The 24,939-nt window shown below is 63.5% G+C and carries 26 protein-coding genes; 20 read left to right on the top strand and 6 right to left on the bottom strand.

From position 1 onward, the window contains the following. Positions 1–54: 54 nt before the first annotated feature. The 15 genes from IAE36_RS05655 to IAE36_RS05725 all read left to right on the top strand — a co-directional run bounded on the left by IAE36_RS05655 (position 55) and on the right by IAE36_RS05725 (position 16,138). Positions 55–741 carry a tellurite resistance TerB family protein gene (locus IAE36_RS05655; protein ID WP_028634864.1) on the top strand — a complete coding sequence of 229 codons (687 nt, stop codon included), beginning with the start codon at positions 55–57 and terminating at the stop codon, positions 739–741. A 128-nt stretch (positions 742–869) separates the two neighbouring features. Further along, positions 870–2,492, top strand: a complete 1,623-nt coding sequence (locus IAE36_RS05660; RefSeq protein WP_201161847.1) for a methyl-accepting chemotaxis protein — start codon at positions 870–872, stop codon at positions 2,490–2,492. A 5-nt stretch (positions 2,493–2,497) separates the two neighbouring features. Next, positions 2,498–3,004, top strand: a complete 507-nt coding sequence (locus IAE36_RS05665) for a chemotaxis protein CheW (protein ID WP_028634866.1) — start codon at positions 2,498–2,500, stop codon at positions 3,002–3,004. Continuing rightward, entirely contained in the window at positions 3,001–4,299 is a 1,299-nt protein-coding gene (locus IAE36_RS05670) for a CheR family methyltransferase (RefSeq protein WP_201210984.1), read from the top strand. Before IAE36_RS05665 ends, IAE36_RS05670 begins: the two co-directional genes overlap by 4 nt. Next, on the top strand, positions 4,296–4,961 hold the full coding sequence (locus tag IAE36_RS05675) for a chemotaxis protein CheW (protein ID WP_201210985.1): 666 nt from the start codon (positions 4,296–4,298) through the stop codon (positions 4,959–4,961). Before IAE36_RS05670 ends, IAE36_RS05675 begins: the two co-directional genes overlap by 4 nt. Continuing rightward, on the top strand, positions 4,958–7,234 hold the full coding sequence (locus IAE36_RS05680) for a hybrid sensor histidine kinase/response regulator (protein WP_060481798.1): 2,277 nt from the start codon (positions 4,958–4,960) through the stop codon (positions 7,232–7,234). The genes IAE36_RS05675 and IAE36_RS05680 overlap by 4 nt, the downstream gene beginning before the upstream one ends. Further along, positions 7,231–8,244 (top strand): chemotaxis response regulator protein-glutamate methylesterase, encoded by a 1,014-nt coding sequence (locus IAE36_RS05685; RefSeq protein WP_201210986.1) that lies wholly within the window; start codon positions 7,231–7,233, stop codon positions 8,242–8,244. Before IAE36_RS05680 ends, IAE36_RS05685 begins: the two co-directional genes overlap by 4 nt. A gap of 51 nt (positions 8,245–8,295) precedes the next feature. Then, positions 8,296–9,300 (top strand): Wsp signal transduction system regulator diguanylate cyclase WspR, encoded by a 1,005-nt coding sequence (gene wspR, locus IAE36_RS05690; protein ID WP_028634871.1) that lies wholly within the window; start codon positions 8,296–8,298, stop codon positions 9,298–9,300. A 150-nt stretch (positions 9,301–9,450) separates the two neighbouring features. Continuing rightward, positions 9,451–10,546, top strand: a protein-coding gene (gene prfB, locus IAE36_RS05695) for a peptide chain release factor 2 (protein ID WP_154660095.1) whose coding sequence is annotated in 2 segments (ribosomal slippage) — positions 9,451–9,522 and positions 9,524–10,546 — 1,095 coding nt in all. Because the reading frame shifts where the segments join, the coding sequence is not laid out codon by codon here. 93 nt (positions 10,547–10,639) lie between these two features. Beyond that, complete coding sequence (gene lysS / locus IAE36_RS05700; RefSeq protein ID WP_028634873.1) at positions 10,640–12,142, top strand: lysine--tRNA ligase; 1,503 nt, start codon at positions 10,640–10,642, stop codon at positions 12,140–12,142. A 141-nt stretch (positions 12,143–12,283) separates the two neighbouring features. After that, complete coding sequence (locus IAE36_RS05705) at positions 12,284–12,988, top strand: TetR/AcrR family transcriptional regulator (protein ID WP_201211185.1); 705 nt, start codon at positions 12,284–12,286, stop codon at positions 12,986–12,988. 28 nt (positions 12,989–13,016) lie between these two features. Beyond that, positions 13,017–13,565: a hypothetical protein gene (locus tag IAE36_RS05710; protein WP_028634875.1), complete on the top strand. Its 549-nt coding sequence runs from the start codon at positions 13,017–13,019 to the stop codon at positions 13,563–13,565. Positions 13,566–13,642: 77 nt separating this feature from the next. Further along, entirely contained in the window at positions 13,643–14,920 is a 1,278-nt protein-coding gene (locus IAE36_RS05715) for a flavohemoglobin expression-modulating QEGLA motif protein (protein ID WP_028634876.1), read from the top strand. Next, the gene (locus tag IAE36_RS05720; protein WP_028634877.1) at positions 14,892–15,815 is read left to right on the top strand and encodes an alpha/beta hydrolase; all 924 of its coding nucleotides are present in this window, start codon (positions 14,892–14,894) and stop codon (positions 15,813–15,815) included. Before IAE36_RS05715 ends, IAE36_RS05720 begins: the two co-directional genes overlap by 29 nt. Beyond that, positions 15,812–16,138 carry a hypothetical protein gene (locus tag IAE36_RS05725; RefSeq protein WP_028634878.1) on the top strand — a complete coding sequence of 109 codons (327 nt, stop codon included), beginning with the start codon at positions 15,812–15,814 and terminating at the stop codon, positions 16,136–16,138. The genes IAE36_RS05720 and IAE36_RS05725 overlap by 4 nt, the downstream gene beginning before the upstream one ends. Before the next feature lie 98 nt (positions 16,139–16,236). On the opposite strand, the gene IAE36_RS05730 is transcribed toward IAE36_RS05725, so the two are convergent. From IAE36_RS05730 to IAE36_RS05755, 6 genes are all read right to left on the bottom strand, one after another. Then, the gene (locus IAE36_RS05730) at positions 16,237–16,530 is read right to left on the bottom strand and encodes an XRE family transcriptional regulator (protein ID WP_201210987.1); all 294 of its coding nucleotides are present in this window, start codon (positions 16,528–16,530) and stop codon (positions 16,237–16,239) included. Positions 16,531–16,570: 40 nt separating this feature from the next. Beyond that, a complete protein-coding gene (locus IAE36_RS05735) occupies positions 16,571–16,738 on the bottom strand; it encodes a hypothetical protein (protein ID WP_201210991.1) in 168 nt (55 codons plus the stop codon). Positions 16,739–16,863: 125 nt separating this feature from the next. After that, positions 16,864–17,052 (bottom strand): hypothetical protein, encoded by a 189-nt coding sequence (locus tag IAE36_RS05740; protein ID WP_201210993.1) that lies wholly within the window; start codon positions 17,050–17,052, stop codon positions 16,864–16,866. A gap of 212 nt (positions 17,053–17,264) precedes the next feature. Continuing rightward, positions 17,265–18,047 (bottom strand): OmpA family protein, encoded by a 783-nt coding sequence (locus IAE36_RS05745; protein ID WP_028634879.1) that lies wholly within the window; start codon positions 18,045–18,047, stop codon positions 17,265–17,267. A 50-nt stretch (positions 18,048–18,097) separates the two neighbouring features. After that, complete coding sequence (locus tag IAE36_RS05750; RefSeq protein WP_028634880.1) at positions 18,098–18,511, bottom strand: DUF4398 domain-containing protein; 414 nt, start codon at positions 18,509–18,511, stop codon at positions 18,098–18,100. Between the two features lie 269 nt (positions 18,512–18,780). Beyond that, positions 18,781–19,122 (bottom strand): pilin assembly protein, encoded by a 342-nt coding sequence (locus tag IAE36_RS05755; protein ID WP_201161839.1) that lies wholly within the window; start codon positions 19,120–19,122, stop codon positions 18,781–18,783. Positions 19,123–19,321: 199 nt separating this feature from the next. Between IAE36_RS05755 and ppc the strand changes: the two genes are divergently transcribed. From ppc to IAE36_RS05780, 5 genes are all read left to right on the top strand, one after another. After that, positions 19,322–21,949 (top strand): phosphoenolpyruvate carboxylase, encoded by a 2,628-nt coding sequence (ppc, locus tag IAE36_RS05760; RefSeq protein WP_201211000.1) that lies wholly within the window; start codon positions 19,322–19,324, stop codon positions 21,947–21,949. Positions 21,950–22,206: 257 nt separating this feature from the next. Next, a complete protein-coding gene (gene adk, locus IAE36_RS05765; protein WP_028634883.1) occupies positions 22,207–22,857 on the top strand; it encodes an adenylate kinase in 651 nt (216 codons plus the stop codon). A 108-nt stretch (positions 22,858–22,965) separates the two neighbouring features. Further along, a complete protein-coding gene (tsaB, locus tag IAE36_RS05770; protein ID WP_201211010.1) occupies positions 22,966–23,640 on the top strand; it encodes a tRNA (adenosine(37)-N6)-threonylcarbamoyltransferase complex dimerization subunit type 1 TsaB in 675 nt (224 codons plus the stop codon). Positions 23,641–23,769: 129 nt separating this feature from the next. Next, on the top strand, positions 23,770–24,051 hold the full coding sequence (locus IAE36_RS05775; protein ID WP_028634885.1) for a hypothetical protein: 282 nt from the start codon (positions 23,770–23,772) through the stop codon (positions 24,049–24,051). Between the two features lie 3 nt (positions 24,052–24,054). Further along, positions 24,055–24,924: a DUF72 domain-containing protein gene (locus tag IAE36_RS05780; RefSeq protein ID WP_201161835.1), complete on the top strand. Its 870-nt coding sequence runs from the start codon at positions 24,055–24,057 to the stop codon at positions 24,922–24,924. Positions 24,925–24,939: the final 15 nt, after the last annotated feature.

Consider the following 24,939-nt stretch of genomic DNA (forward strand, 5'->3'; position numbering starts at 1 on the left):
TTGTAGGGCAAGTCTTACTCTGGCTGTTCATTTCCTTTATGTGGAGACGCACCGATGAATACTCGGGGCCTGCTGGATCAACTGCTCAAATCGGGTCAGCAACTGCTCGAAAAACAGGCGGGCGGTGGTAAGCCTGGGGCTGGCGCCGGTGGCCTGGGCGGGCTGCTGTCGGGCGCCGGTGGCGGGTTGCTGGGCGGGGGCGCGCTGGGGGTACTGCTGGGCAGCAAGAAGGCCCGCAAGTTCGGTGGCAAGGCCCTGACCTATGGTGGCTTGGCTGCGCTCGGTGTACTGGCGTACAAAGCCTACGGCAACTGGCAGGCCAGCCAGCAGGGTGCTGCGGTGCAGCCGCAGACCGTAGACCGTGTACCACCCGCTGAAGTGGAGCAGCACAGCCAGGCGGTGTTGCGGGCGCTGGTGGCAGCCGCCAAGTCCGACGGCCACGTGGACGACCGGGAGCGGGCGCTGATCGAAGGCGAGTTCACCCGCCTGGACAATGACGGCCAGCTGCAGCAATGGCTGCATGCGGAGCTGAACAAGCCGCTGGACCCGGCAGAAGTGGCCAGCGCCGCGCAAACGCCGGAGATAGCCGCAGAAATGTACCTGGCCAGCCTGATGATGGTCGACCAGGAGAACTTCATGGAGCGTGCCTACCTGGACGAGCTGGCTCGCCGTCTGGGCCTGCAGCCGGGGCTGCGCGAAGAGCTTGAAAAGCAGGCCCGGCAGGCTGCCGCCCAGGCCTAGGCAACACGGCCGCCTCAGTGAGGTGGCATTTTGCGGCCACTGCCCGCATTTGAGCCGCAAAACTGTAGGGCGCCTGGGCTATACTTCGACGATTTTTCCCGCTCGTAGTGAATTCCTGAGGGCTGAATGTGAAGAACTGGACGTTGCGCCAACGGATCCTGGCAAGCTTTGCCGTGATCATCACCATCATGCTGTTGATGATCGTGGCAGCCTACTCGCGGTTGGTGACCATCGAGACTGCCGAGGAAGCGGTGGGCACCAACAACATTCCAGGCGTCTACTACAGCTCGATGATCCGCAGTGCGTGGGTGGACAGTTATGTCACCAGCCAGCAACTGGTGGGGCTTTCCGACCGCCGCGAACTGTCTTCGGCCGACCTCGAGCTGTTCAAAAGCTTCGAAGACCGGCTCAAGCAGCACATGGCCAGCTATCAGAGCACCATCCGTAGCGGTGAGGACCAGGCGCGCTTCGAGGCCTTCGTCCAGCTGGAGCAGACCTACGTCGGTGAAATCGGCCAGGTGCTCGATGCTTACCGCCAGCGCAACTACGCCGAGGCCCAGCGCCTGATCACCGACGTCCTGACCCCGACGTGGGTAGAGGGTCGCAAGCACCTGAACGAAGTGATCGAACAGAACCGCTTGTCTGCCGATGCGGCAACCCGCGAGATCGTCAGCGCCGTGGCCACCGCCAAAGGCAGCATGGTGGTGTCGCTGTTGATGGCCATTGCGGCCGCCGGCATTTGTGGGTGGCTGCTGCTGCGTGCCATCACCGCCCCCATGAAACAGATCGTCACCGCCCTGGACAAGCTGCGCTCGGGTGACCTGAGCATGCGCCTGAACCTGGCGCGCAAGGACGAATTCGGCGCCATCGAAGGCGGCTTCAACGAGATGGCGGAATCGTTGGCCAACTTGGTCGCCCAGGCTCAGCGCTCGTCGGTGCAGGTCACCACGTCGGTAACCGAAATCGCTGCCACTTCCAAGCAGCAGCAGGCCACGGCCACCGAGACGGCCGCCACTACCACCGAGATTGGTGCCACGTCCCGTGAAATTGCCGCCACCTCGCGTGACCTGGTGCGCACCATGACCGAGGTGACCTCCGCCGCCGACCAGGCATCGAGCCTGGCCGGCTCCGGCCAGCAGGGGCTGGCGCGCATGGAAGACACCATGCACCAGGTGATGGGGGCGGCCGACCTGGTCAACGCCAAGCTGGGCATTCTCAACGAGAAGGCCAGCAACATCACGCAGATGGTGGTAACTATCGTCAAAGTGGCTGACCAGACCAACCTGCTGTCGCTCAACGCCGCCATTGAAGCGGAAAAAGCCGGCGAATACGGCCGTGGTTTTGCGGTGGTAGCGACCGAAGTGCGGCGCTTGGCCGACCAGACAGCCGTCGCCACCTATGACATCGAGCAGATGGTGCGCGAGATCCAGTCGGCAGTGTCGGCTGGGGTCATGGGCATGGACAAGTTCTCCGAAGAAGTGCGCCGCGGCATGTTCGAAGTGCAGCAGGTGGGTGAGCAGCTCAGCCAGATCATTCACCAGGTGCAGGCCCTGGCACCCCGCGTGCTGATGGTCAACGAGGGCATGCAGGCCCAGGCCACGGGCGCCGAGCAGATCAACCAGGCACTGGCCCAGTTGAGCGATGCCAGCACCCAGACGGTGGAATCGCTGCGCCAGGCCAGCTTTGCCATCGATGAGCTGAGCCAGGTGGCTGCCGGCCTGCGCGGCGGCGTATCGCGCTTCAAAGTCTGACCGCGATGATCGACATGCAACCGCGCGCGGCGCAGGCGGACCACGACAAGGGCACGTTGTATTTGCTGTTTCACATCGATGACCAGCGTTTTGCCCTGAACGTGCATGAAGTGGTCGAGGTGCTGCCGCGCCTGCCGCTCAAACCGGTGCTGCATGCGCCAGCCTGGGTTGCCGGCATTCTTGCCCACCGGGGGCGGCTGGTGCCGGTGGTCGACCTGACCGCCCTGTGCATCGGCCGGCCTGCCGTGCAGCGCACCAGTACCCGCCTGGTACTGGTGCACTACCGTGCCGGCCTGCAGCTTGGCCTGGTGCTCGAGCACGCTACCGAAACCTTGCGTTGCCACCCTGGCGAGTTCAAACCCTATGGCGTACACAATGCGCCAGCGCCCTACCTGGGCCCGGTCCGCCAGGATGACCAGGGCATGCTGCAGCGCATCGAGGTCGGTGACCTGCTGCCTGAGACCGTGCACCAGTTGCTGTACGTGGATGAGCCAAGCGGGGCGTCGACATGAACGAGCAACACTTCTTCAACTTCCTGCGCGAACGTATTGGCCTGGACGTGGACTCGGTGGGGGCGCCGATGGTGGAGCGAGCCCTGCGCCAACGGTGCACTGCACTGCAGGCCAACGGGCTGGATGACTACTGGCTGCGCTTGCAGCAGTCGCACGACGAGCAACAGGCGCTGATCGAAGCGGTGATCGTGCCGGAAACCTGGTTTTTCCGTTATCCGGACTCTTTCACCGCCCTGGCCAGCCTGGCCCATAAACGCCTGGCCGAACTCGCCGGGGCACGGCCCCTGCGGTTGCTGAGCCTGCCGTGTTCCACGGGTGAAGAACCCTACTCGCTGGCAATGGCGCTGATCGATGCCGGTGTGGCGCCCCCGTCATTTTTGATCGACGGCATGGACATCAGCCCTATTTCGGTGACCAAAGCCAACCAGGCGACCTATGGGCGCAATGCCTTCCGGGGCAATAACCTGGGCTTTCGCGAGCGACACTTCGAAGCCCAGGAAGACGGCCATCGCCTGCACGAGCGCGTACGCCAGCGGGTAAGCCTGCAGGTAGGCAATGTGCTGGACCCCGCGTTGGCCAGCCGCGACGGGCTGTACGACTTTGTTTTCTGCCGCAACCTGCTGATCTACTTCGACGTGCCGACCCAGCAGCGGGTATTCGAAACCCTCAAGCGCCTGCTGCACCCCCAGGGCGTGCTGTTCATCGGCCCCGCTGAAGGCAGCCTGCTGGCGCGCATGGGCATGCGCCCCTTGGGCATACCCCAGTCCTTTGCTTACGTGCGCCAGGAAGAAACCCTCCCGGCGCTGCCATCCGTCGCTGATGGAAAAAGCGCGCGGAGCGTTCCCGTGCCCCCTCGCAGCCCCTCGGCGCTGTACATGCCCGGTAAGTCGCCGCCCTCGGCGCCCCTGCCTCGCCCGCTGCGTGCAGCCGTCGCTGGCGCGCCGGCACGCTCCCTTCAGGGCGAAGCCAGCACAGATACCGAACGCGAGTTGCTGGCCAGTATCGCCCGCTGCGCCAACGCCGGCGACAGCCAGCAGGCCCGCAGCGAATGCCAGCGTTACCTGCGTCAGTTCGCCCCAAGCGCACAGGTGTATTACTGGCTGGGGCTGCTCAGTGACACCGAAGGCGATGCGCCGCAAGCCCTGACGCATTATCGCAAAGCCCTGTACCTGCAACCCCAGCACCCGGAGGCCTTGGTGCACCTGGCCGCGCTGCTGGCCGCCCAGGGTGACCTGGCCGGCGCCAGGCGCCTGCAGGACCGCGCCGTGCGTGCGGGTCGGGAGCCTGGCCAATGAACAACGAGTCCTCGATCAACCTGCTCGCTGAAACCGATGTCACCATCGATGATTGCTGGAACCGCATTGGTGTGCACGGCAACAAGCAGTGCCCGCTGCTGCAGCGGCACATTCACTGCCGCAACTGCGAAGTGCACGCTGCTGCGGCCACACGCTTGCTGGACCGCTATGCACTGCTGCAAGACCGTGAGGCTGCCCAGCCTGCCCCTGCTGAAGACCGCGCCGGCCGGTCCATGCTGCTGTTTCGCCTGGGCGATGAATGGCTGGCATTGCCAACCGCCTGCCTGGCTGAAGTTGCGCCCCTGCAAGCCATTCACTCGCTGCCCCATCAGCGTTCACGGGTGCTGTTGGGGGTGGCCAACGTGCGTGGTGCCCTGGTGCCTTGCCTGTCACTGGCCGAGTTGCTGGGGGCATCGGCGGGTGCGGGTGAGCAGCGCGGTAGCCGGGCTACCCCGCGCATGCTGACGCTGGCGGCAGACGGCGGGCCGGTGGTGATGGCCGTCGAAGAGATCGACGGCATTCACCGCCTCGACCCTGGCCTGCTGGGCAGCGCCCAGGACGCAGTACGCTTCACGGCTGCGGTACTGCAGTGGCGGGGGCGCAGCGTGCGTGTGCTGGACGAACAACAATTACTGTCTGCGGTGCAGCGGAGCCTTTCATGACCCCAGAGCAAATGCGCGATGCATCGTTGCTCGAACTCTTCAGCCTGGAGGCCGATGCCCAGACGCAGGTGCTGAGCGCTGGCCTGATGGCCCTGGAACGCAACCCCACCCAGGCTGACCAGCTCGAAGCCTGCATGCGCGCCGCCCACTCCCTAAAGGGCGCGGCGCGTATCGTCGGGGTGGATGCCGGCGTCAGCGTTGCCCACGTGATGGAGGATTGCCTGGTCGCTGCCCAGGAAGGCCGCTTGCGCCTTACCGCCGAGCATATCGACGCCTTGCTGCAGGGCACTGACCTGCTGATGCGCATCGCCACGCCTGGCGATGCCGGGGCGCAGGGCAGCGTACCGGGCTTCCTGGCGCAGATGGCCGCGTTGCTTGACCCGGGGGCTGCCCTGCCGGTGGCGGCGGTTGCACCGGTTACGCCGCCCCCTGAGCCATCGCCTGCGCCACTGGCTGTGGCCATGGAACCGCCGGTGCCCGAAGTCGCCCCGCGGCGCAAAGCCGGGCGGCGTGAAGGTGAGGGCGCAGAGCGGGTGCTGCGGGTAACCGCCGACCGGCTCAACAGCCTGCTTGATCTGTCCAGCAAGTCGCTGGTGGAAACCCAGCGGCTCAAGCCCTACCTGGCCACTCTGCAACGCCTCAAGCGCCTGCATGGCCAGGGCATGCAGGCCCTCGACGGCCTGCGCCTGCAACTGGAAGCCAGCGGCCTGGGCAGCGAGGTACTCGACGCCCTGGCGCAGACCCAGCGCGTGCTGGGCGAAACCCAGCAGACCCTGCGCGAGCAGGCAGCGGACCTGGATGAATTCGGCTGGCAGGCCAGCCAGCGCGCACAACTGCTGTACGACAACGCCCTGGCCTGCCGCATGCGCCCGTTTGCCGATGTGCTGGCCGGCCAGAGCCGCATGGTCCGCGACCTGGGCCGCTCACTCGGCAAGCCGGTGCGCCTGGTGGTGGAGGGCGAGAAAACCCAGGTTGATCGCGATGTGCTGGAAAAGCTCGAGGCACCGCTGACCCACTTGCTGCGCAATGCCGTGGACCACGGCATTGAATCGCCCGAACGCCGCCTGCTGCTGGGCAAGCCCGAGGAAGGTTTGATTCGCCTGCGCGCCTCACACCATGCCGGCATGCTCAGCCTGGAACTGCTGGACGACGGTGCCGGCATCGACCTGGACCGCCTGCGTGCCAGTATCGTCGAGCGGGCCTTGTCACCGGTTGAAACCGTACTGCGCATGAGCGACGACGAACTGCTCACGTTCCTGTTCCTGCCCGGCTTCAGCCTGCGTGACAAAGTTACGGAAGTGTCGGGCCGCGGCGTCGGGCTGGACGCTGTGCAGCATATGGTCCGTGAGCTTCGTGGCGCCATCGAGCTGACCCAGACTGCGGGGCAGGGCTGTCGTTTCCACCTGCAGGTGCCCCAGACCTTGTCGGTTGTACGCAGCCTGGTGGTAGAAGTAGGCGGCGAGGCGTACGCCTTCCCGCTGGCCCACATCGAACATGCGCTGGAAGTGACCGCCGAGGAGATCGTGCAGATCGAGGGCCGGCAGCATTTCTGGCACGAAGGCCGACACGTTGGCCTGGTGGCGGCCAGCCAATTGCTCAACCGCCCGCCGGCCCAGGCCGACCAGGGCAGCCTGCGCGTGGTGGTGATCCGCGAGCGTGAACAGCTCTACGGGGTGGCGGTGGAGCGCCTGATTGGCGAGCGGGTGCTGGTGGTAATGCCGCTGGACCCGCGCCTGGGCAAGGTACAGGACATTTCTTCGGGCGCTCTGCTGGACGATGGTTCAGTGGTGCTGATTGTGGACGTGGAAGACTTGTTACGCTCCGTGGACAAGCTGCTGAGCACCGGCAGTCTCGAACGGGTCGAACGCGGTAGCGGCGGGGCGGCAGGGGTGGCTCGCAAGCGTATTCTGGTGGTGGACGATTCGCTGACCGTGCGCGAACTGCAGCGCAAGCTGCTGGGCAACCGCGGCTATGATGTCGACGTGGCAGTGGACGGCATGGACGGCTGGAATGCGCTGCGCGGCGACGACTTCGACCTGCTGATCACCGATATCGACATGCCGCGCATGGACGGCATCGAGCTGGTCACCCTGGTGCGGCGTGACCAGCGCCTGCAGTCATTGCCGGTGATGGTGGTGTCGTACAAGGACCGCGAGGAAGACCGACGGCGTGGTCTGGATGCCGGGGCCGACTACTATTTGGCTAAGGCCAGTTTCCACGACGATGCGTTGCTGGATGCTGTGGTCGAGCTGATTGGAGGTGCTCAGGGATGAAGATCGCCATCGTCAATGACATGCCCCTGGCCGTTGAGGCCTTGCGCCGGGCGATCGCCCTGGAGCCTGCCCACGAAGTGGTCTGGGTGGCCAGCAACGGTGCCGAAGCTGTCCAGCACTGTGCCGAGCGCCTCCCCGACCTGATCTTGATGGACCTGATCATGCCGGTGATGGATGGCGTGGAGGCAACCCGGCGGATCATGGCCGACACCCCTTGTGCCATCGTCATCGTCACGGTCGACCGTAAGCAGAATGTGCACCGGGTGTTCGAGGCCATGGGCCACGGCGCGCTGGATGTGGTGGACACGCCAGCGCTTGGCGCTGGGGACGCGCGCGAGGCGGCAGCACCGCTGTTGCGCAAGATCCTCAACATCAGTTGGCTGATCGGCCAGCAGCGCCCGCCTGCACCGCGGCACGTGGCCGCACCGCTACGGGAAGTGTCCCAGCGCCGCGGCCTGGTGGCCATTGGCTCCTCAGCCGGTGGGCCGGCTGCCCTTGAGGTGCTGCTCAAGGGCTTGCCGCCGGCGTTTCCGGCCGCCATCGTGCTGGTTCAGCACGTGGACCAGGTGTTTGCTGCAGGCATGGCCGAATGGCTCAGCAGCGCGGCCGGGCTGCACGTGCGGCTGGCACGCGACGGCGAGCCACCGCAGCCCGGTGAAGTGCTGTTGGCCGGCACGAACCACCATCTGCGCCTGCTCCAGAACGGCCAACTGGCCTACACTGCCGAGCCGGTGAATGAAATCTACCGCCCTTCCATCGACGTGTTCTTCGAGAGCGTGGCGCGTTACTGGTCTGGGGATGCGGTGGGGGTACTGCTCACAGGTATGGGGCGCGACGGTGCGCAAGGTTTGAAAATGATGCGCCAGCAAGGGTTTCTGACCATCGCCCAGGACCAGGCAAGCAGTGCGGTCTATGGCATGCCCAAGGCTGCTGCGGCAATTGATGCCGCAGTGGAAATCCGCCCGCTCGAACGCATCGCCGGGCGCTTGATGGAAGTTTTCGCAAAATGACGAAGTGTATTGAATCACGCCGCCAGGCCGGCAGTGATCGGGTGAACAGGCATGAATGATTTACCGATCGAAGGTTTCGCGAGCACCGACGAGAATTCGGCGATGGTGCTGTTGGTGGACGATCAGGCAATGATCGGCGAGGCCGTGCGGCGGGGGTTGGCCAATGAGGACAATATCGACTTCCATTTCTGTGCCGACCCGCACCAGGCGGTGTTGCAGGCGATGCGGATCAAGCCCACGGTCATTCTGCAGGACTTGATCATGCCTGGCCTGGACGGGTTGACGCTGGTGCGCGAGTACCGCAGCAACCCGGCCACCCAGGACATCCCGATCATCGTCCTGTCGACCAAGGAAGACCCGTTGGTCAAGAGTGCTGCATTTGCCGCAGGCGCAAACGATTACCTGGTCAAGCTGCCAGACACCATCGAGCTGGTGGCGCGTATTCGCTACCACTCGCGCTCCTACCTCACGCTGCTTCAGCGCGACGAAGCCTACCGTGCCTTGCGTGTCAGCCAGCAGCAGCTGCTGGATTCGAACCTGATGCTGCAGCGGTTGATGAACTCCGACGGTTTGACCGGGCTGTCCAATCGCCGGCACTTCGATGAATACCTTGAGCTGGAATGGCGCCGGGCCATGCGCGAGCAGCAACAGCTGTCGCTGCTGATGATCGACGTGGACTATTTCAAGGCCTTCAACGACAGCTTCGGCCACCTGGCAGGTGACGAGGCCTTGCGCCGGGTGGCCGAGGCCATTCGCAGTTCGTCGTCGCGCCCCAGCGACCTGCCGGCCCGCTATGGCGGCGAGGAATTTGCGCTGGTGCTGCCCAACACCTCACCGGGCGGTGCAAGGCTGGTTGCCGAGAAGCTGCGCCAGACGGTGCTGGCCCTGGGCATTCCCCACACCGCACCCGAGGCCGGCTCGCACCTGACCGTAAGCGTGGGCCTGGCCACCCAGGTACCGGCAATCGGCAGCCATTGCCGGCAGCTGATATCCGCCGCCGACAAAGGCCTTTACCAGGCCAAGAACGGCGGCCGCAACCAGGTTGGTATCGCCTGAACCCGCGCGCCTGCCGCCCGGTAGGCGCAAGCAGACGCGCGATGCGCCGCAACCGCGGCGCCTGGCCCACCACCGCTACCCCGTTACGGCAAACCGCATACTCGGTTATACTCGCAGGCTTTTCACCGAATTCGCACGAGTAGCCCGCCCATGGAAATCCAACCGATCCTGAACACCATCAAGGACCTCACCGAGCGTTCCCAGTCCATTCGGGGGTATCTTTGACTACGATCACAAGCATGACCGCCTGATCGAAGTCAACCGCGAGCTGGAAGACCCCAACGTCTGGAACAAACCCGAGTACGCGCAGGCCCTGGGCCGCGAGCGCGCCATGCTGGCCCAGGTGGTGGAAACCCTGGACAAGATGGCCAACGGGCTGTCCGACTGCAAGGACCTGCTCGACATGGCCGTCGAGGAGGGTGACGAAGGCGCCGTGAGCGATGTCGAGACCGAGCTGCAGGCCCTGGAGGAATCCCTGGCGCAACTTGAGTTCCGTCGCATGTTCAGCGGCGAGATGGACATGAACAACGCCTACCTCGATATCCAGGCCGGTTCTGGCGGTACCGAGGCGCAGGACTGGGCCAACATCCTGCTGCGCATGTACCTGCGCTGGGCCGACAAGCGTGGGTTCGACGCCACCATCATCGAGCTGTCCGAAGGTGAAGTGGCGGGCATCAAGGGCGCCACCGTGCATATCAAGGGCGAATACGCGTTTGGCTGGTTGCGTACCGAAATCGGCGTGCACCGCCTGGTGCGCAAAAGCCCGTTCGACTCCGGCGCCCGTCGCCATACGTCGTTCTCGGCCGTGTTCGTGTCGCCGGAAATCGACGACAAGGTTGAAATCGAAATCAACCCGGCCGACCTGCGTGTCGACACCTATCGCTCGTCCGGCGCCGGCGGGCAGCACGTGAACACCACCGACTCGGCGGTGCGTATCACCCACGTGCCAACCAATACCGTGGTGGCCTGCCAGAACGAACGCTCCCAGCACGCCAACAAGGACACCGCCATGAAAATGCTGCGGGCCAAGTTGTACGAGCTGGAGATGCAGAAGCGCAACGCCGCCTCGCAAGCACTCGAGGACAGCAAGTCGGACATCGGCTGGGGGCACCAGATCCGCTCCTACGTGCTGGACGACTCGCGCATCAAGGACTTGCGCACCGGTGTCGAGCGCAGCGACTGCCAGAAGGTGCTCGATGGCGACCTCGACCAGTACCTCGAAGCCAGCCTCAAGCAGGGGCTGTAAGCCGAACACCACCGCCGCGATACCCGGCCACTGGCCGGGGTCGCGTGCCCTGCCCGACAAGGGCAACGAATACCTGATGGAAAGACTGACGACATGAGCGACCTGAAGACCGAATCGCAAGACCTGCAACAGGAAGAAAACGCCCTGATCGCCCTGCGCAAGGAAAAACTTGCCGCGGAGCGCGCCAAAGGCAACGCCTTCCCCAACGACTTCCGTCGCGACAGCTACTGCAACGACCTGCAGAAGCAGTACGTGGACAAGACCAAGGAAGAGCTGGAAGCAGCCGCGATCCCGGTCAAGGTAGCTGGCCGTATCATGCTCAACCGCGGCTCGTTCATGGTTATCCAGGACATGACCGGCCGTATCCAGGTCTACGTCAACCGCAAGACCCTGCCTGAGGAAACCCTGGCGGCGGTCAAGACCTGGGACCTGGGCGACATCATCAGCGCCGAGGGTACCCTGGCCCGCTCGGGCAAAGGTGATCTGTACGTCGAAATGACCAACGTGCGCCTGCTGACCAAGTCGCTGCGCCCGCTGCCAGACAAGCACCACGGCCTCACCGACACCGAGCAGCGCTACCGCCAGCGCTATGTCGACTTGATGGTCAACGAGGAAACCCGCCACACCTTCCGTGTGCGTTCCCAGGTGATCTCGCACATTCGCAAGTTCCTCATCGAGCGTGACTTCCTCGAGGTGGAAACGCCGATGCTGCAGACCATCCCAGGTGGTGCGGCCGCCAAGCCGTTCGAAACCCACCACAATGCCCTGGACATGGCCATGTTCCTGCGCATCGCGCCTGAGCTGTACCTCAAGCGCCTGGTGGTGGGTGGCTTCGAGAAGGTCTTCGAGATCAACCGCAACTTCCGCAACGAAGGCGTCTCGACCCGGCACAACCCCGAGTTCACCATGCTCGAGTTCTACCAGGCATATGCCGACTACCGCGACAACATGGACCTCACCGAAGAGCTGTTCCGCGAGCTTGCGCAGCTGGTTCTGGGCAGTACCGATGTGCCGTACGGTGACAAGGTGTTCCACTTCGGCGAGCCGTTCGTTCGCTTGTCGGTGTTCGACTCGATCCTCAAGTACAACCCTGAGCTGACTGCAGCAGACTTGCAGGACGTGGACCGCGCCCGCGACATTGCCAAGAAGGCCGGCGCCAAAGTGCTGGGCCACGAGGGCCTGGGCAAATTGCAGGTCATGATTTTCGAAGAGTTGGTCGAGCACAAGCTGGAGCAGCCGCACTTCATCACCGAATACCCGTTCGAGGTGTCGCCGCTGGCACGCCGCAACGACCAGAACCCCGCCGTTACCGACCGCTTCGAGCTGTTCATTGGTGGCCGCGAGATTGCCAACGCCTACTCCGAGCTGAACGACGCCGAAGACCAGGCCGAGCGCTTCCTGGCCCAGGTGGCGGAAAAGGACGCCGGTGACGACGAAGCCATGCACTACGATGCCGATTTCGTGCGCGCGCTGGAGTACGGCATGCCGCCGACTGCAGGTGAGGGCATCGGTATCGACCGCCTGGTGATGCTGCTGACCAATTCGCCATCGATTCGTGACGTGATCCTGTTCCCGCACATGCGCCCGCAGGGCTGAGTCTGCTGCATACAGGTATGTCATTTGGGGCCGCTTTGCGGCCCCATTTGCGTTCTATGACGAGCCAACGGCATGTTCCCACCGAACATTTGGTATTGTCTGCGACACCCCAGTTCCCGAGGTTATCCCGTGACACCTGCCATGCCTGACCAGGGCGCCGCCGGCATCGCCACCGCCGTCGCCGAGAGCGTGCAATACCAAGGACGCAAAACTGCCCGCCTGGGCAGCGAACAGCGCCGTCAGCGCATCCTCGACGCTGCCATGCGCATCGTGGTGCGCGATGGCGTGCGCGGCGTGCGTCATCGCGCCGTCGCCGCAGAAGCCGGTGTGCCCCTATCGGCCACGACCTACTATTTCAAGGACATCGAAGACCTGCTCGCCGATTCTTTCGCCCAGTATGTCGAGCGCAGCGCCGCCTACATGGCCAAGCTGTGGGCCAACACCGAAGGGGTGCTGCGCCAGTTGCTCGCCCAGGGTGATGGCAGCCCGCAGGCACGCGCGCGGCTGGCCAACGAAGTGGCAGCCATGACCGCTGACTACGTGCAGCGCCAGTTGCTCAACCGGCGTGACTTTCTCATGGCCGAGCAGGGGTTTCGCCAAGAGGCGCTGCTGTGCCCCCGGCTGGCCGCGCTGGTGCGCGCCCACGAGCAGATCCTGCTGCACGGAACGCGGCAACTGCTGCAGGTTGTTGGCTCGCGCCAGCCCGAACAGGATGCGCAGATGTTGACGGCGATTATCGAGCAGATGGAATATCAGGGCCTGCTCAAGGGCGCTGATGCGCAAGCCGATGGGCAGATGCTCGCTATGCTTACCCGATACCTGCAACTGGTGCTGGCATCGGCCTGAGCATGGGTCGTCACTCAAGGAGAACCTGATGAAAGCCTGGCGTGTGGTGCTGTTGACGCTGTCATTCCTGATGCTGGGCGGTTGTCTGGTGACATTCCCACAGCCTTTGCCTGGTAACCAGGCGGCGCCCAAAGGGCTGCTGGGCAAGTGGCACAGCAAGGATGCCTGGGGTGAGCCATTGCAACTGGTGATCAGCCGCAGCGGTGCGGATGCCTACAAGGCGGTGGCCACAGCCAAGGGCAAGGCCCCCGAGGAGTACATCTTTACCGTGTCGCGCCACGGCAACCGCTGGTACCTGTCGGCCCGTGTGCCGCACACGCTGGGCGGCAACTTCGTCATCGGCGGCTTCGATATCGTCGATGGCAAACAATTGGTGGTCTATGACCTGGACCTCCAGCAGGTTCAGCAGGCCGTGGACAGCAAGGAGCTGAGCGGCCACAGCACCGAGGTGCCGCAGGATAATGGCGAGGGTGTGTTGGTCGACAGCCCGCCGGCCCGCGTGTTTGCCTACCTGGAGGACCCCGCCAATTCCGACCTGTTCGTGGAAGCCGCGCGGTTCCAGCGATCCGGCAAGTGACGCGTTGCCCTCTTCGCGGCTAAAGCCTCGCGCATCTGCCAGCAGTGTCACCCCCGGCCCCGCAGAAGGAGTACCCGTTGGACGAATACCAACAAACCATACGTACCCTGTCCGATCGCATCGTCGCGGCACAAACCCCCATCCGGGTGCTGGATGCGGTGAAGTGGGACGACGGCATCCGCCAGGGGTTCTTCGAAGCCAAGGGCAAGGAGCCCCCAGCCGTTGACCGTGCCTACTACCACGCGCGGCCGCTGGGCTTTGACTCTAGCGCGGTCAAGGCAGAGTTCCAGGCCATCGAGCGTGACATCATCCGTCAGCTCGGCCAGTTCAGCCCGGTAGGGCAGATCATGAAGCGCATGTGCCGCGAGTACCGCATGGTGGTGCGAATGCTCGAGGCCCGTGGCACCGAGGACTTCGGGCTGATTTCCCAGGAGTTGTACGGCGCGGCGTCCGACGTGTTCCACGCCGGCGACCCGACCTTGGCCGACCTCGGCCTGATGCTCTCGGATTACCTGAACAACATTGATGGCCGTGGCGACCTCAAGGACGAACCCAAGAACCTGACCGCCAAGGAAGCCGTGGCCATTTTGCAGCGGCGCTTGAACACCGTGTTTGGTGAGGCCGAGAGCACCATCCGGGTATTCGAGTCCGATGGCATCGTCGCCGACGCCGCAGCGGGCGCCGACTATATCAAGGTGCGCGCCGACGCCATGTTCAATGCCCGTGACGTGCGGGCGCTGGAAGTGCATGAGGGGCTGGTGCATGTGGGCACAACGCTCAACGGCCTGAACCAGCCCATCTGTACCTTCCTGGCCAAGGGCCCGCCTTCTTCGACGGTGACCCAGGAGGGCCTGGCCATTTTGATGGAGGTGATCGCCTTCGCATCCTACCCCAGCCGCCTGCGCAAGCTCACCAACCGCACCCGGGCCATCCATATGGTTGAGGAGGGCGCCGACTTCATGCAGGTGTACCGCTTCTTCCATGAGCAGGGCTTCGACATGGCGCAGAGCTACAGCAACGCCAGCCGTGTGTTCCGTGGCTCGGTGCCGGATGGGCTGCCATTCACCAAGGACTTGTCCTACCTCAAGGGCTTCATCATGGTTTACAACTACATTCAGTTGGCCGTGAAGAAGGGCAAGCTGGAACAGATCCCCTTGCTGTTCTGCGGCAAGACTACCCTCGAAGACATGCGCACCTTGCGCCAGCTGGTCGAGGAAGGCCTGGTGGAGCCGCCCAAGTACCTGCCGGAGCAATTCCGCGACCTTAACGCGTTATCGGCCTGGATGTGCTTTTCCAACTTCCTCAACCACCTGAGCCTGGACCGTATTGAAACCGACTACGCCAACATTCTGTAGCGTGCGCCGCCTGCTTGCCGTGGTCATCGCCATGCTGGCCCTGAACGGCTGCAGCAGCCTGCTGTTCTATCCCGAGCGTGGCCAGGCATTCACCCCGGAGCGTGCCAAGCTTGCATACCAGGATGTCACCCTGGTTGCGGCCGACGGTGTGCGGTTGCACGGTTGGTGGCTGCCTGCCAAAGCGGGTGTGCCGGTCAAAGGCACGGTGCTGCACCTGCACGGCAATGGCGGCAACCTGCCCGGGCACCTGGGGGGCAGTTACTGGCTGCCGGAGCAGGGCTACCAGGTGTTGCTGATCGACTACCGCGGCTATGGCTTGTCGGAAGGCAAGCCCCGGTTGCCGGAGGTGTACCAGGACATCGCTGCTGCCATGGCCTGGCTCGACCAGGCGCCGGAGGTCAAGGGCAAGCCGTTGGTGCTGCTCGGCCAAAGCCTTGGCGGCGCCATGGCCATTCACTACCTGGCCGCGCACCCCGAGCAGCGCCAACGCTTCAGTGCACTGGTGTTTGACGGCGTGCCGGCCAGCTACCGCGCGGTGGGCCGTTACGCGTTGAGCACGTCCTGGATGACCTGGCCGCTGCAGGTGCCGTTGTCGTGGCTGGTGCCGGACAGCGACAGCGCAATCAACGCCATCGAGCAGCTGACCAGCCCGCCCAAGCTGTTCTTCCACAGCATCGACGATGACCTGGTGCCGATGGACAACGTGATCCGCCTGTACCAGCACGCGCCGCCACCCCGGGTGTTGCAGCTGACCCGGGGCGGGCACGTGCAAACGTTCGCCGACCCCACCTGGCGCGAAGTGATGCTGCGTTTTCTGGATGACCCCAGCCACTTCAGCAGCCTGAGGCGGCTGGCCGAGCTACCGAATTCCCCTGACGAGAAGGCCCCGCAATGAGTGAAGAACGCAACGCCATACCGCTGATCCTTACTGGTGTTGGCACGATCATCGTGACGGTTGGGGCCTTGTGGTACTACGGTTACCTGCACTTTGCCAAACCGCAGGATGCCTTGTTGCTGCAGGATTTCACCATGCTCAAGACCGTACCCGGCGAAGACTACAAAGTCTCGCTGGAGCCGGCGTTGCAAGTAGCGCAGTGCGTAGATGGCGTGCTGGTGCTGTTCGATACCCAGCAGAAGGGCCTGACGGGCGTACTGGTGGATAACCGCAAACGCGCGGTGAGGTGCATGGGCGAAGAAACGCCTCAGCAGGTGCAGTGAAAGTGTGGCGGTGGTCAAGCGGTTGTGAGCGTGTTCGCAACAAAAGGTAAGAAGAGGCGGACTTTTTCGAGATTCATCGCTTCGTGAGGGTACGCCCTTCAGGTGTTTGACACCGTGGGCGGCGTTGCCAGCTCAACCTCTGCCCCTTGTGATCGCATTAGTTCGATGACCTTTACGAGCTCATCGTGGGTCAATGCGAGCATGGCGGCCATGTAGAAATGCATCTGCATACCAAGCTCTCGTGGCGTGGCCCCGCCCGTATACTTGCGCCACTGAGCACCCTGTGCCAAGCCAGCGAGATCGGCCATCTGAGGGCTGGTAAAATTCAGCTCACGCTTGATCCGTGCAAGATCGCCTGCAGATGGCGGACCGTATTTTTGAATTCGTTTCATGGGTATATAGATAGACGCGAGGCGCTGAGGCCAGCATCGTTCAGGAGAACAGAGTGAAGGCCAGCCAGCTCATCGCGAGCGCAAATACAGCGCCAGCCGTGGCGGACACGATCATCTTGAGGGTGTCATGTTGAGCGCTCTCGCGAATTTCACTGCTCAATAGGGCCAAATTTTCCCGCATTTGCCGGATAGCTTGATCGTGGCTCATATTCTTCCTCGCTTGGGGTTCAACGCCTTGCCTGTTGCAAGCCCCAGGGTTAGCGATACTTTCGCCCGGATGAGCATAAAGCTCAAGCCCGATAGGCGGAAGTATGGGTGAGGGAAGCCCGTTTTTCAGAGCTTGTGAACAAATGCAGCAGCGGTGACTATCACCGTCACCAAGCCGCCGACTGCTACGAACGGGTAAAAAATTGTTTCCCGCTTGATTTTCTGCGTTTCGGCTATCAGCTTTCTTGCTTCAGATGTCAGTTTGTGGACTTCGGCCTGCAATCTATCAAACTCTAATTCTTCTCTGTCATTCATAAAACATCCGCCCGAGCCCAAGGTCGCACGCAGTGCCAACGGTAGCTATCATGATGTACCCTTAAGGTACGGCTTGCAACTGCTGCGGGCCTGAATGAAAAAATCCGATACCAGTAAGCTGATATCGGATTTTTTGAAGCCCGGCCGGGGCCCTGTGCTCAAGCGGCGGGCATCAGCGCTCAGCGAGGCTGGTTCCCACAGCCGAACGCGTGTTAGCGCATCGACGAGCGCGGTGCTACCGGCTGGTTGTCGTTGGAGATGGTGACTTCTACGCGACGGTTCTGGGCACGGCCAGAGTTGCTGGAGTTATCCGCTACCGGGTACTCCTTGCCATAGCCCTGCGACACGATGCGAGCCGGGTCTACGCCTGCGCGAACCAGTGCCATGCGCACGCTGCCAGCGCGGCGCTCGGACAGCGACTGGTTGTAGTTGGCCGAACCGACGCTGTCGGTGTAGCCCTCTACGATCACCTTGCGCTCAGGGTTTTCCTGAAGGAACTGGGCCAGCTTGGTGATGTTCGGGTAAGCGTTGCTTTTCAGCTCGGCCTTGTTGAAGTCGAACAGCACGTCGCCGAAGGTCACCAGGGTGCCACGGTCGGTTTGCTTGGCGTTCAGGCTCTGCTGCAGCTTGGCGATCTGGGCGTCACGGGCGTCCAGTTTGGCCTGGGCGCGCTGGGCAGCGGCGTTTTTCAGGTCACCTTCTGCGGTGCGCAGGGCGATGGTCTGCTTGGCCACTTCGACGCGCTGGTTGGTCAGGTAGGCCAGCTGGTCGACCTTCTTGTCGTCTTCACGGTCCATGTAGGCCTTGTCGGCCTTGTTCAGCCAGTCCTGGGCATCCTTGGTTTCAAGGGCTGCCACTTTGCTGGCTTGCGGATCGCTCTGCAGCGACGAGAAGTTGGTGCGTGCCGCTTCCAGGTTGGCGTTCGGGTCGTGGGAGCAGGCTGCCAGACCAACGCTGAGGGCCAGAAGAGCGGGAATCATGACGTGTTTGCGCATAGTGTTCATCCTTTGATCGAATACGAAGGCTAGGGTTGGCGGGGCAGGGCTCACTGAGCGCTGCGCAGGCCTTCCTCACGTACGTCCTGAACGCCCTGACGGGCATCCTGCACGGCCTTCTGGGCCTTGGCCGCCTGGGCCTTGCGTTCGGCGAGGCGAGCGTCCCATTCGGCCTGCTCGGCCAGACGCTTGGCTTCGTCGTACTTCTTGTCATGCATGGCGATTTCGGCCTGCTTGAACTTGTCCTGTGCTGCTTTCATTTCGACAGCAGCGTACTCGGTGCCCCCTGCGCTCACGGCAGCGTTCACGGCGGACTGGGTTACCGCGTACTGCTCGGTCGGCGGGTTGCCTGCACAGCCGGCCAGGACCAGGCTACTGCCCAGGGCCAGCGCGGCCAGCTTGAACCCGCGCACGTGAGAGGATGACGGTTTGAAAGTGCGGGTTTTCATGGTGGTCAGCTCCATTGGATCACTCCTGATAATGACGATGTCCGTAGCAGTCCATCGCTCATCCCCCCCAACCGTTTCCGTACGCTTCAGCTGAATGACGCACAAGTACCGGTGTGCAGGGTTTTAGCGTGATGGCTATTGGCTCCGACTGGAACATTTTTCGAATAGTTCAGAAAAATCTCCCTCGGTTGGCCAACAATTTCTGACTGGTTGGTCAGCGCCCAGGCCCGGGCAAGTCCCGCCTGGGCGGGTGCGCTCGCCAATTTCCGGTACAACGGGCTGTGTCATTGCTCGCCGTCGCCAGGCTTGGCGCGTGCGTGCAGGTGATGGCGTGATAGCGCCAGAAACCTGGGGGTAGGGCCCACATCCTCGTACAGCGGGTCGCCTTCCTCATCGGTGGCGATCACCTGGTGGCCCTGCACGTAAGGGAAGCTGGCTTCCAGTTCCTCAAGGGCCGCAGCTACCAGTTCGCCGAGCAGTTCCTCGGCGGTGCGTTTGGGGTACATGTCGATCAATGCGGCCAGACGCGCTTCGGACTCCAGGTCCAGGTGCAACACATGTTCTGTGCGGCTGAGGGCGCCGGCGGCATTTTGTTCCCAGTGCTGGGCGAGTTCACGTATTTTCATGGTGGCCTCTGGTAACGCCTGTCAAAAGGCATGCAGTGCATGGGAGTGTCGTGGCTTCACTTTAGTTTGCTTTGGCCGAAGGTGGCTTGCCTTTGCGCCCTGGCTGTAGGCACTCTTGATGCAACCACGGCCTTCACCGGCTGTGCGCGAAGCCTTACCAGGGATGCAAGGCGCCTGAGCTGCGCCACAGAGAGGGCCAATGACCGATATCGATGTGCGTTTGCGTGAAGATGTCCATGTGCTGGGCGAGCTGCTGGGTGAGACCATTCGCCAGCAGCATGGCGAAGCGTTTTTGCAGAAGATCGAAGCCATTCGTCACAGCGCCAAGGCCGATCGCCGCAGCGCGGGCGAACAGCTCAGTTCAACACTCGGCGACCTGGCAGAGGATGACCTGCTGCCGGTGGCCAGGGCCTTCAACCAGTTTCTGAACCTGGCCAACATGGCCGAGCAGTACCAGCTGATCCGCCGTCGTGATGGCGACCAGCCCGAACCCTTCGAGGCGAGGGTGCTGCCAGAGTTGCTGGCCCGTCTGAAACAAGCTGGCCATGGCAACCAGGCCTTGGCCGACGAGGTCGCTGCGCTGGATATCCAGCTGGTGCTGACCGCGCACCCTACCGAGGTGGCACGCCGCACCCTCATCCAGAAATACGACGCCATTGCCGGGCAACTGGCTGCTCAAGACCACCGTGACCTGACCCCTCAGGAGGCCGAGCAGGTGCGTGAACGGCTGCGCCGGCTGATTGCCGAGGCCTGGCACACCGAAGAAATCCGCCGCACACGCCCTACACCTGTCGATGAAGCGAAGTGGGGCTTTGCCGTCATCGAGCATTCGCTCTGGCAGGCAATTCCCAGTCACCTGCGCAAGGTCGACAAGGCCTTGCACGATGCCACAGGCCTGCGCTTGCCGCTCGACGCCGCGCCAATCCGCTTTGCGTCGTGGATGGGCGGTGACAGGGATGGCAACCCCAATGTCACTGCCGCGGTTAGCCGCGAAGTGCTGCTGCTGGCCAGGTGGATGGCCGCCGACCTGTTCCTGCGCGACATCGACGCGCTGGCAGCGCAGTTGTCCATGCAGCAGGCCAGCAATGCCTTGCGCGAGCGTGTCGGGGACAGCGCTGAACCTTACCGTGCACTGCTCAAGCAACTGCGCGACCGCCTGCGGGCCACGCGCGCCTGGGCACATGCCGCCCTTGCGGGCAGCCAGCCGCCCGGCGCCGAGGTGCTGGTTGATAACCGTGACCTCATTGCGCCTTTGCAACTGTGCTACGACTCCCTGAACGAATGCGGCATGGGGGTGATTGCCGATGGCCCGCTGCTGGATTGCCTGCGCCGGGCCGTTACCTTCGGCCTGTTCCTGGTACGCCTGGACGTGCGTCAGGACGCTGCCCGCCACCGCGATGCCTTGAGTGAAATCACTGAGTACCTCGGCCTTGGGCGTTATGCGGACTGGGACGAAGACCAGCGCATCAGCTTCCTGCAGGATGAACTGAAGAATCGCCGGCCGTTGCTGCCCGGGCATTTCACGCCTGGGGACGACACCGCCGAAGTGCTTGCCACTTGCCGGGAGATCGCAGCCGCGCCAGGCGCTTCGCTGGGGTCTTACGTGATCTCGATGGCTGGCGCAGCCTCTGATGTGCTGGCCGTGCAACTGCTGCTCAAGGAAGCCGGCCTGACCCGCCCGATGCGTGTGGCGCCGCTGTTCGAAACCCTGGCGGACCTAGACAACGCCGGCCCGGTGATACAGCGCCTGCTGGGGCTGCCCAGTTACCGTGACAGCCTGCACGGCCCACAGGAAGTGATGATCGGTTATTCCGATTCAGCCAAGGATGCTGGCACCACGGCCGCCGCCTGGGCGCAGTACCGCGCCCAGGAGAGCCTGGTGCGCATCTGCGCCGAGCATGAGGTTGAGCTGCTGCTGTTCCATGGCCGAGGCGGCACGGTAGGGCGCGGTGGTGGCCCTGCACACGCCGCCATCCTGTCGCAGCCGCCTGGCTCGGTCGCCGGCCGGTTCCGTACTACCGAGCAAGGGGAGATGATCCGTTTCAAGTTCGGCCTGCCGGGCATCGCCGAGCAGAACCTCAACCTGTACTTGGCCGCGGTGCTGGAGGCGACCCTGCTGCCCCCGCCGCCGCCGCAACCCGCCTGGCGCGAGGTGATGGACCAATTGGCCGCCGACGGCGTCAAGGCCTACCGCGCAGTGGTGCGCGAGACGCCGGACTTCGTCGAGTATTTCCGTCAGTCCACCCCAGAGCAGGAACTGGGCCGCCTACCGCTGGGCAGCCGCCCGGCCAAACGCCGCGCCGGGGGTATCGAAAGCCTGCGGGCCATTCCGTGGATTTTCGGGTGGACCCAGACCCGCCTGATGCTACCGGCATGGCTGGGCTGGGAAACCGCCCTGAACAATGCACTGGCCAGTGGGCAAGGGGCGATGCTGGCGCAGATGCGTGAGCAATGGCCGTTTTTCCGCACCCGCATCGACATGCTCGAGATGGTGCTGGCCAAGGCCGATGCGCAGATCGCCGAGGCCTACGACGAACGTCTGGTGCAACCTGAACTGCTTCCTTTAGGTGCGCATTTGCGCGACCTATTGTCGCAGTCGTGCCAGGCGGTACTGACCCTGACCGGGCAACCGGTGCTACTGGCACACAGCCCGGAAACCCTCGAATTCATCAGCCTGCGCAACACCTACCTGGACCCGCTGCACCGGCTGCAGGCCGAGCTGCTGGCGCGCTCGCGCGCCCGCGAAGCCGCGCTGGACAGCCCGTTGGAGCAGGCCTTGCTGGTGACAGTGGCGGGGATTGCAGCGGGGCTGCGCAACACCGGTTGAGGCTGTAGGGGGAGTGCCCACGCGCACATTGCTGCGCCTTGTGCGCGGGTGCTGGCAGCCGGGTTGCGACGGGCGCAACCGCCTGCAGGGTTGGCCTCAAGTGGCGCATTCCTGCAACTTTGGGACGCTTGTCTGGCTGCCGGGCGCTGTGTATCTTGAGCAGCCCTCTGGCCGCTTTATGGCCATACCGATATTTCCGGACTTGGCCCTGGTCGCCGAATCCATTGAATTCCATAAAAAAATTTGAGGAGCACAAGATGCGCGTAATTCTGCTGGGAGCTCCCGGGGCCGGTAAAGGTACTCAGGCAAAGTTCATCACCGAAAAGTTCGGTATTCCGCAGATTTCCACCGGTGACATGCTGCGTGCCGCCGTCAAGGCGGGCACCCCACTGGGCCTGGAACTGAAAAAAGTCATGGATGCGGGCCAGCTGGTGTCCGATGAACTGATCATCAACCTGGTCAAGGAGCGCATCGCCCAGCCTGACTGCGCCAACGGCTGCCTGTTCGACGGCTTCCCGCGCACCATCCCGCAGGCCGAGGCCATGGTCAAAGCCGGCGTGGCCATCGACGCCGTGGTCGAAATCGCCGTGGATGACGAAGAGATCGTTGGCCGCATGGCTGGCCGCCGTGTGCACCTGGCTTCGGGCCGCACCTATCACATCCAGTACAACCCGCCGAAAGTGGAAGGCAAGGACGATGTGACAGGCGAGGACCTGATCCAGCGCGACGACGACAAGGAAGAGACGGTGCGCCATCGTCTGTCGGTCTACCACAGCCAGACCAAGCCGCTGGTGGAGTTCTACCAGAAGTTGTCCCAGGCAAACGCCGGCAAGCCGAAGTACAGCCACATCGAGGGCGTGGGTTCGGTCGAGGCAATCACTGCCAAGGTGCTGACCGCGCTGAGCTGAGCCGATCAGGTTGGGCGCCCCGTGCGCCCAGCCTCACCATAACGTTCCCCCGCCCGCTGTCGCTGCTTTATACTGCTGCGTTCTCCCAAGCACCTGGAAACCCGTTCGATGACCACCCTGTTGGCCCTGGATACCGCTACCGAAGCCTGTTCCGTTGCGCTGCTGCATGACGGCAAGGTAACCAGCCACTACGAAGTCATCCCCCGTATGCACGCGCAAAAGCTGCTGCCGATGATCAAGCAGCTGCTGGCCGAGTCCGGGGTAGCGCTTGGCGCGCTGGATGCCATCGCCTTTGGCCGTGGCCCGGGTGCCTTTACCGGTGTGCGCATTGCCATCGGTGTGGTGCAGGGCCTGGCGTTCGCACTCGAGCGCCCGGTGCTGCCGGTGTCCAACCTCGCCGCCCTTGCCCAGGGGGCCCTGCGCGAGCAGGGCGCACAACAGGTGGCGGCCGCCATCGATGCGCGCATGGATGAAGTGTACTGGGGCTGCTACCAGGCCTGCGCAGGTGAAATGCGCCTGGTGGGCGCCGAAGCGGTGTTGCCGCCCGAGCAGGTGGCATTGCCTGAGGGCAGCACCGGCCAATGGTTCGGCGCCGGGACCGGGTGGGGTTATGCCGACCGGCTGGCTGTGCCCGTGCAGGCCAGCAACGCCACTGCCTTGCCCGGTGCGCAAGACGTGCTGAGCCTGGCCAGCTTCGCCTGGGCGCGTGGGGAGGCCATTGCAGCTGACCAGGCGCAACCGGTGTACCTGCGCGACAATGTGGCGACGCCCAAGAAGGCCTGATGCTACTCGTCGGTTATTACCGATAGCGCTATAACTCTTTGCTCGAAATGTGGTCAAGTTATCAATCGGGCATTAGTAACAAGTGCCCGATGCTGCTAGATTGCCATCACTGGCCCTGAGTGCTCTCCCATGCGTATCGACGGTTTCTCCTCGCAGTCTTACCCAATCAAGCGCCCGCCGCGCAAGGCTGGGGTGCGCGAAGCATCCGTGGATGATGCGGAAGTGGTTGAGGAGCAACTTGCCCAGGAGCCTACCCCCCGCCGTCGTTCTGCATTGCCTGCCCGCCAGCAGGACATGGTGTTCCCCCGCGCCCGTGACAGGCGCACCGCCACGGCGCTGGCCAGCTACCTGAGTACTGCCGGTTTCACCGATTGGGACATGGAAGTGCTGGGGCTGGACCTGTACATTTGACGGATGATTCCGTCGCCATTGCCTTACTACCTGGGTTGCCCGTCGTGGAGCGAAAGCGCCTGGCGTGAGTACCTGTACCCTGCCGATGCGAGCAGCAACGAGATGCTCGGCCTGTACAGCCAGGTATTCAACGCCGTTGAGGGCAACACCACGTTCTACGCCAGGCCTGCGCCCGCGACTGTCGCCCGCTGGGCCCAGGTGATGCCAGAGCATTTCCGTTTTACTGCCAAGTTCCCACGGGATATCAGCCACGAGGGTGACCTGCGTGACCAGCTGGAGCCTGCGTTCGACTTCACCCGGCTGATGGCCCCGCTGGGGCGTCGCGTTGCGCCGTACTGGTTGCAGTTGCAGGCCTCCTTCGGCCCAGCGCGGCTGGCGGAACTGGACCAGTTTCTGCAGCAGATCGGTGTGCCCGTGGCGGTGGAGGTGCGTCACCCCGCGTTTTTCGCGAAAGGCGAGGAAGAACGCGCACTCAACCGGTTATTGCATGCCTGCGGCGTGGAACGTGTGTGCCTGGACCCGCGAGCCTTGTTCAGCTGCACCTCCCGCGACCCCGCGGTGCTGCATGCCCAGGCCAAGAAGCCCAAGGTACCGCCGCGCCCGGCAGCCTTCAGCCAGCATCCCCAGGTGCGCTTCATCGGCCACCCGCAACTGGAGGCCAATGAGCCCTTCCTGACGCCGTGGGTGGAAAAGGTTGGCGCCTGGATCGAAGAAGGGCGCAGCCCGTACATCTTCCTGCACACCTCGGACAACCGCCTGGCTGCGGCGCTGGCGCAGCGTTTTCATCAACGGCTGATGCAGCGCCTGCCGGGGCTGGCGGCACTGCCGGAATTGCCACGCGCACCTGAGGTCGAACAACTGGGTCTACTCTGACCCTTTCTGACTGCC

It is taken from the genome of Pseudomonas sp. S36 (assembly GCF_016647875.1).
Lineage (GTDB): Bacteria > Pseudomonadota > Gammaproteobacteria > Pseudomonadales > Pseudomonadaceae > Aquipseudomonas > Aquipseudomonas parafulva.

What these genes read in the sequence shown, in the direction of transcription:
- IAE36_RS05655 (WP_028634864.1), top strand. Translation starts at nt 55, where the DNA reads ATGAATACTCGGGGCCTGCTGGATCAACTGCTCAAATCGGGTCAGCAA.
- IAE36_RS05665 (WP_028634866.1), top strand. Translation starts at nt 2,498, where the DNA reads ATGATCGACATGCAACCGCGCGCGGCGCAGGCGGACCACGACAAGGGC.
- IAE36_RS05670 (WP_201210984.1), top strand. Translation starts at nt 3,001, where the DNA reads ATGAACGAGCAACACTTCTTCAACTTCCTGCGCGAACGTATTGGCCTG.
- IAE36_RS05675 (WP_201210985.1), top strand. Translation starts at nt 4,296, where the DNA reads ATGAACAACGAGTCCTCGATCAACCTGCTCGCTGAAACCGATGTCACC.
- IAE36_RS05680 (WP_060481798.1), top strand. Translation starts at nt 4,958, where the DNA reads ATGACCCCAGAGCAAATGCGCGATGCATCGTTGCTCGAACTCTTCAGC.
- IAE36_RS05685 (WP_201210986.1), top strand. Translation starts at nt 7,231, where the DNA reads ATGAAGATCGCCATCGTCAATGACATGCCCCTGGCCGTTGAGGCCTTG.
- wspR (WP_028634871.1), top strand. Translation starts at nt 8,296, where the DNA reads ATGAATGATTTACCGATCGAAGGTTTCGCGAGCACCGACGAGAATTCG.
- lysS (WP_028634873.1), top strand. Translation starts at nt 10,640, where the DNA reads ATGAGCGACCTGAAGACCGAATCGCAAGACCTGCAACAGGAAGAAAAC.
- IAE36_RS05705 (WP_201211185.1), top strand. Translation starts at nt 12,284, where the DNA reads ATGCCTGACCAGGGCGCCGCCGGCATCGCCACCGCCGTCGCCGAGAGC.
- IAE36_RS05710 (WP_028634875.1), top strand. Translation starts at nt 13,017, where the DNA reads ATGAAAGCCTGGCGTGTGGTGCTGTTGACGCTGTCATTCCTGATGCTG.
- IAE36_RS05725 (WP_028634878.1), top strand. Translation starts at nt 15,812, where the DNA reads ATGAGTGAAGAACGCAACGCCATACCGCTGATCCTTACTGGTGTTGGC.
- IAE36_RS05730 (WP_201210987.1), bottom strand. Translation starts at nt 16,530, where the DNA reads ATGAAACGAATTCAAAAATACGGTCCGCCATCTGCAGGCGATCTTGCA.
- IAE36_RS05735 (WP_201210991.1), bottom strand. Translation starts at nt 16,738, where the DNA reads ATGAGCCACGATCAAGCTATCCGGCAAATGCGGGAAAATTTGGCCCTA.
- IAE36_RS05740 (WP_201210993.1), bottom strand. Translation starts at nt 17,052, where the DNA reads ATGAATGACAGAGAAGAATTAGAGTTTGATAGATTGCAGGCCGAAGTC.
- IAE36_RS05745 (WP_028634879.1), bottom strand. Translation starts at nt 18,047, where the DNA reads ATGCGCAAACACGTCATGATTCCCGCTCTTCTGGCCCTCAGCGTTGGT.
- IAE36_RS05750 (WP_028634880.1), bottom strand. Translation starts at nt 18,511, where the DNA reads ATGGAGCTGACCACCATGAAAACCCGCACTTTCAAACCGTCATCCTCT.
- IAE36_RS05755 (WP_201161839.1), bottom strand. Translation starts at nt 19,122, where the DNA reads ATGAAAATACGTGAACTCGCCCAGCACTGGGAACAAAATGCCGCCGGC.
- ppc (WP_201211000.1), top strand. Translation starts at nt 19,322, where the DNA reads ATGACCGATATCGATGTGCGTTTGCGTGAAGATGTCCATGTGCTGGGC.
- adk (WP_028634883.1), top strand. Translation starts at nt 22,207, where the DNA reads ATGCGCGTAATTCTGCTGGGAGCTCCCGGGGCCGGTAAAGGTACTCAG.
- tsaB (WP_201211010.1), top strand. Translation starts at nt 22,966, where the DNA reads ATGACCACCCTGTTGGCCCTGGATACCGCTACCGAAGCCTGTTCCGTT.
- IAE36_RS05775 (WP_028634885.1), top strand. Translation starts at nt 23,770, where the DNA reads ATGCGTATCGACGGTTTCTCCTCGCAGTCTTACCCAATCAAGCGCCCG.
- IAE36_RS05780 (WP_201161835.1), top strand. Translation starts at nt 24,055, where the DNA reads ATGATTCCGTCGCCATTGCCTTACTACCTGGGTTGCCCGTCGTGGAGC.